The organism is Rhodoferax sp. (assembly GCF_039922535.1).
Classification (GTDB): Bacteria; Pseudomonadota; Gammaproteobacteria; order Burkholderiales; family Burkholderiaceae_C; genus Rhodoferax_B.
Window position 1 is genome coordinate 1 of record NZ_JBDTEM010000414.1, and the last position, 4,655, is coordinate 4,655.

The 4,655-nt window shown below is 60.0% G+C and carries 5 protein-coding genes; 2 read left to right on the top strand and 3 right to left on the bottom strand.

The features are described 5' to 3' along the window. Positions 1-849: RluA family pseudouridine synthase (locus ABI213_RS19740; RefSeq protein WP_348028370.1), on the bottom strand; the 849-nt coding region annotated here is incomplete at its 3' end. A 125-nt stretch (positions 850-974) separates the two neighbouring features. Here ABI213_RS19740 and ABI213_RS19745 point away from each other — a divergent pair. Beyond that, entirely contained in the window at positions 975-1,781 is an 807-nt protein-coding gene (locus ABI213_RS19745) for an outer membrane protein assembly factor BamD (protein WP_348028364.1), read from the top strand. On the opposite strand, the gene ABI213_RS19750 is transcribed toward ABI213_RS19745, so the two are convergent. Together ABI213_RS19750 and ABI213_RS19755 are read right to left on the bottom strand one after the other, a co-directional pair. Then, positions 1,744-3,762 (bottom strand): ATP-dependent DNA helicase, encoded by a 2,019-nt coding sequence (locus tag ABI213_RS19750; protein WP_348028366.1) that lies wholly within the window; start codon positions 3,760-3,762, stop codon positions 1,744-1,746. The two genes, ABI213_RS19745 and ABI213_RS19750, sit on opposite strands and share 38 nt — an antisense overlap. Further along, positions 3,762-3,965, bottom strand: a complete 204-nt coding sequence (locus ABI213_RS19755) for a DUF465 domain-containing protein (RefSeq protein ID WP_348008045.1) — start codon at positions 3,963-3,965, stop codon at positions 3,762-3,764. Before ABI213_RS19755 ends, ABI213_RS19750 begins: the two co-directional genes overlap by 1 nt. A 99-nt stretch (positions 3,966-4,064) precedes the next feature. Here ABI213_RS19755 and ABI213_RS19760 point away from each other — a divergent pair. Beyond that, on the top strand, positions 4,065-4,655 hold a 591-nt coding region (locus tag ABI213_RS19760; RefSeq protein ID WP_348028368.1), incomplete at its 3' end, for a protein phosphatase 2C domain-containing protein.

A 4,655-nucleotide genomic window follows, 5' to 3' on the forward strand; every position in this document is an offset into this window, starting at 1 on the left:
TGCATGGAACTTTAATGCATCACCGGTGATGGGGTGCCTGAATGCCAGTTGCGTCGCATGCAAGGCTTGCCGCACCAAGCCCGCAGTCGATGTTCCACCATATACGCCGTCGCCCACGAGGGGATGCCCGGCAGAAGCCATATGTACGCGAATCTGGTGTGTGCGACCGGTGTGCAGCGTACAGCGCACAAAGCAACCCTGGTCGAAGTTGTTCAGCAAAGCGATATCAGTACGAGCAGTTTTTCCGCCCTGCACTGCCAGATCCACCACAGCCATGCGCAAACGGTTTCGCGGGTCTCGGCCAATCGGTAGCTCGACAGTGCGGCTTGCTGCACCCACCCAGGGCTTGTGTGCCAAGGCCAGGTATTGGCGGCTAACCTCGCGCGCCGCAATCAAGGCCACCAGCGCGTCCATGGCGGCGCGGGTACGGGCCACCACCATCAGTCCACTGGTGTCTTTGTCCAATCGGTGGACGATACCGGCCCGTGGCAGCATCTGGGCCTGCACATCGCGCGCCAACAGCCCGTTCAGCAGCGTGCCGCTCCAGTTACCCGGCGCAGGATGCACGACCAGCCCGGCAGGCTTTTGGATGACCCGCAGGTGCTCATCTTCAAAAACCACGTCCAGCGCCATGGCTTCGGGCTTAAAAGCCTGGCTTTGCAAGGTGGGGCGCAATTCGATGGTTCCCGTCTCGCCTGCCCGCACCTTGGCCGATGGTTTGGTCACCGGCCGTCCTTGCAAAGTGACGGCACCCGACTCGATCAGTTGCTGCAGATAGCTGCGCGAGAATTCCGGCACCAAGTCGACCAGCGCACGGTCCAACCGTCCACCGTGCTGCACCTCGGTCATAGTGAGGGCGCGCAACTCTGATTCGAGGCCGGATTCCGCGATGTCCGTAGCGTTTTCGGCAAGCTCTTCGCCTGCAGGGTCGGTCGATATAATCAAATCGCTTAGTTTCAAGAAAGTAGCCAGAGATGTTTCGTTCTAGATTATCGGTGTTCCCCAGCCTCTTGACGGTCGGTCTTGTGGCCATCTTATCCGCCTGTGCTACGGTGGAAGCAGACAAAACCGTTGGCTGGAGCCCGAATAAGATTTATTCAGAGGCCAAGGACGAGATGAATTCCGGGGCCTACGATAAGGCAGTGAGCCTGTTTGAAAAGCTCGAAGGCCGTGCCGCCGGTACGCCGCTGGCCCAGCAAGCCCAGCTGGAAAAAGCCTATGCTTATTACAAAACCGGCGACAAAGCCCAGGCGGTGGCGACACTGGATCGCTTCCTCAAGCTCCATCCGGCCAGTTCTGCACTGGATTACGCGCTGTACCTCAAAGGTGTCATCAACTTCAACGAAGACCTGGGTTTGTTTTCGTTCCTGAGCCGACAAGATTTGTCCGAACGTGACCAAAAAGCCGCCAAGGAGTCGTTTGAGTCCTTCAAAGAGCTGAGCACACGCTTCCCCGACTCGCGCTACACCCCCGATGCACGCCAGCGCATGATTTACATCGTGAACTCGTTGGGCCAGTACGAGGTGCACGTAGCCCGCTACTACTACAGCCGCGGTGCCTATGTGGCAGCCATCAACCGCGCCCAGGCCACATTGGCTGACTACAGCAATGTGCCCGCAGTGGAGGAGGCTTTGTACATCATGGTGAAGTCCTACGATGCCCTGGGAATGGCGCAGCTACGTGACGATACCCAGCGGGTGTTGGCCAGCAACTACCCCAACAGCCAGTACACCGCCAGTGGTTTCAAGACCAAGGATTCGCCGTGGTGGAAGGTGTGGTAGCCGGCCGAAGCTGTTCCAGAGCCGCCTGAAACTCGGCCTCGGTTTTGAGTAGCCGCATGGGCGGCAACGCTGCCCGGATACGTTTGCCGTAGCCCATACCTACCAGCCGGGTGTCGCAGACTACCAGCACGCCCCGGTCGGACTCATGCCGTATCAGGCGGCCCGCGCCCTGCTTCAAGGCCACAGCGGCCTCGGGTACAAAATAATCCATAAACGGGCTACCGCCCTCTACTTCGATGCGCTGGGTGCGTGCCTCGACCACCGGGTCATTGGGTGCCGGAAAAGGCAGCTTGTCGATGATGACCAGTTGCAGCATTTCGCCCGGTACATCCACACCCTCCCAAAATGAGGCCGATGCCACCAGCACGCAACCCGGCAAGCCGTTCGATCCACCCAGGCGCAAACGGTCCATCAAGCGGCGCTTGGGCCATTGACCTTGTACCAACACTTCAATATCGGCACTGCCTGCGAACGCAGCCTGTAAATTATCACCAATGGTCCGCAAGGCGCGCAGCGACGTGGTCAACACCATCGTGCGACCACCCAGTTGCCGAACAGCCGCAGCAGCCAAGGCCGCAACCTGCGCGCTGTGCGATGGGTCGCTAGGTTTGGGCAAATGGCGCGGCACATACAGGGCGGCTTGCGTGGCGTAGTCAAACGGACTCTCGACCCGCAAACAGGTGGCATCCTGCAAGCCGCAGCGCTCGGTAAACCAGAGCAGGCGCGCATCGTCACCCAATGTTGCCGAGGTAAACACCCACGACTTGGCCATAGCGCCCTCAGTGGGTGCCAGCAAACGGGTTTGTACTGCATGGGCGATGTCCAACGGTGATTCGGTGAGCCGCAACTGCAAACCCACATCCAACCAACGCACCGATGCCGGTTCGCAAGCTTGGGCGAACTGCTGCACGCGTTCGGCCAAACCCACGGCGCGAGCATGCAAACGCACAAAGTCGGGGGCCAGCTCGGTCACGGTATCCAACGCCACAATCGCCTGCTGCAAGGCCGCCACCACATCGGCCATGGCGTCGCCCCACAAGGCCTCAGGCACGCCATCGGGTGCCACACCAGACCAGCGCAGTTTGGTCCCCGCCGGCAGCTTGCCGACCACCAGACGCAGCTCGCGCACAGCCCGCTCCAAGGTCAACACGACACGTTGCCAGTCCACCAAACCCCGCGCTTGCTGCAAGCCGACCGCCAGCACGTCACGGGCAAAGTCCAGCCATTGCCCGGTGCTGAGATGGACACCCAGAAACTGCACGCCAGTTTCGTTTAGCTGGTGCGCCTCGTCAAAAATGGCAATGCGCGCTGTGGGCAGCAGTTCGGCCATGCCCGATTCGCGTACCGCCAAGTCGGCAAAAAAAACATGGTGGTTCAGCACCACCACGTCGGCCGCTAAAGCCTCCCGCCGCGCTAGATTGACATGGCAAGAGCGAAATTGCGGACATTGCGCACCCAGGCAGTTCTCGCGGGTGGAGGTAACCAGCGGAACCAAGGGCGAACGCTCATCCAAATCTGACAACTCTGCTAAATCCCCACTGCGGGTGGCCTGCGCCCATTGCTCGATGTCGGCCAAGGATTGCAATACCGACCGCTCCAGAGTGTGCTGGTCCGACCGAGCCTGTCCCAGCCTATGCAGACACAGATAACTACCCCGGCCTTTTAGTAGAGCCATGCGCAGCGGTAAACCCAAGGCTTTCAACAAACCTGGCAGGTCGCGGCCAAATAGCTGGTCCTGCAAAGTTTTGGTGGCGGTAGACAGCAGTACTCGCTCGCCGCTAAGGAGTGCTGGGACGAGATAGGCAAACGTCTTCCCAACCCCCGTCCCGGCCTCAACCACCAGCACGCCACCCTGCTCTATCGTGCGGCCAATCGCCAAAGCCATATCCAACTGCCCTTGGCGGGGTTGGAAGTGTTCGGCGGTGCGGGCCAGTGCGCCCTGCGGAGCAAACGCCTCGCGCACCTGGCTTTGCAAATCCATCAAGCGGGCTCTTTGGGATCTAAGGACAGTTCCAGGCGCGAGATTTTGTCGCGCAGGGCCAGGCGGCGTTTTTTCAGGCGCTGCAGCATCAATTCGTCCAGCGGCTTATGTTCGACCAGGTAGTCGATCGTGGCATCCAGATCGGCGTGCTCCATACGCAGTTCGATCAGTTGGCGTTCAGGGGAATGGAGATTGGCAGTCAAGGCAGTGTTCTAGGTGGAGAGGCAAGCCGCAGGGGATAAACTGGGGTTGAGCATTATGAGCCGCGTCTTTTGCGCCAACCACCAGCGAAGCATTGCACCATGACCCCAGGTTTCAAGATTACGGCTTCGACGTGCCTGCACAAGGGCGATCGTGACTACCAGCAAGACCAGCTTGCGCTGATCAGCCATGCGCGTGTCAGCGGCTGTATTCTGGGCGTGGTAGCCGACGGCATGGGCGGCCGCAGCGGCGGGCGCAAGGCCTCCGACCAAGTGATGATGACAGCCAAACAGCTTTTTGAACGCTTCGACCCCTACACCGACGATGCACCCAGCATGCTCAAGCACATCATCGAAGAAGCCCACCTGGTCATCAAGCTCACCGCCATTTCGGCCGAAGAAGAGCCCCACAGCACGGCGGCGCTGTTTGTGATCCAACCATCGGGCCAATGTTTCTGGGCGCACACGGGTGACTCACGTATCTACCACTACCACCACACCCAACTGGTGAAGCGCACACTGGACCATTCGTACGTGCAGACCTTGGTAGAGCGCGGCGAAATCACCCCCGAAGAAGCCAACAGCCACCCCGACTCCAACATATTACTAGGCTGCCTGGGCACCGAGGCCGACCCGCCGGTAGACATCCATATCCTGCCGCAGGTCCGCCCTGGCGATGTGATCATGGCCTGC

Excerpts from the sequence above, each read along its gene's own strand:
- ABI213_RS19745 (WP_348028364.1), top strand. The coding sequence starts at position 975 with ATGTTTCGTTCTAGATTATCGGTGTTCCCCAGCCTCTTGACGGTCGGT.
- ABI213_RS19750 (WP_348028366.1), bottom strand. The coding sequence starts at position 3,762 with ATGGATTTGCAAAGCCAGGTGCGCGAGGCGTTTGCTCCGCAGGGCGCA.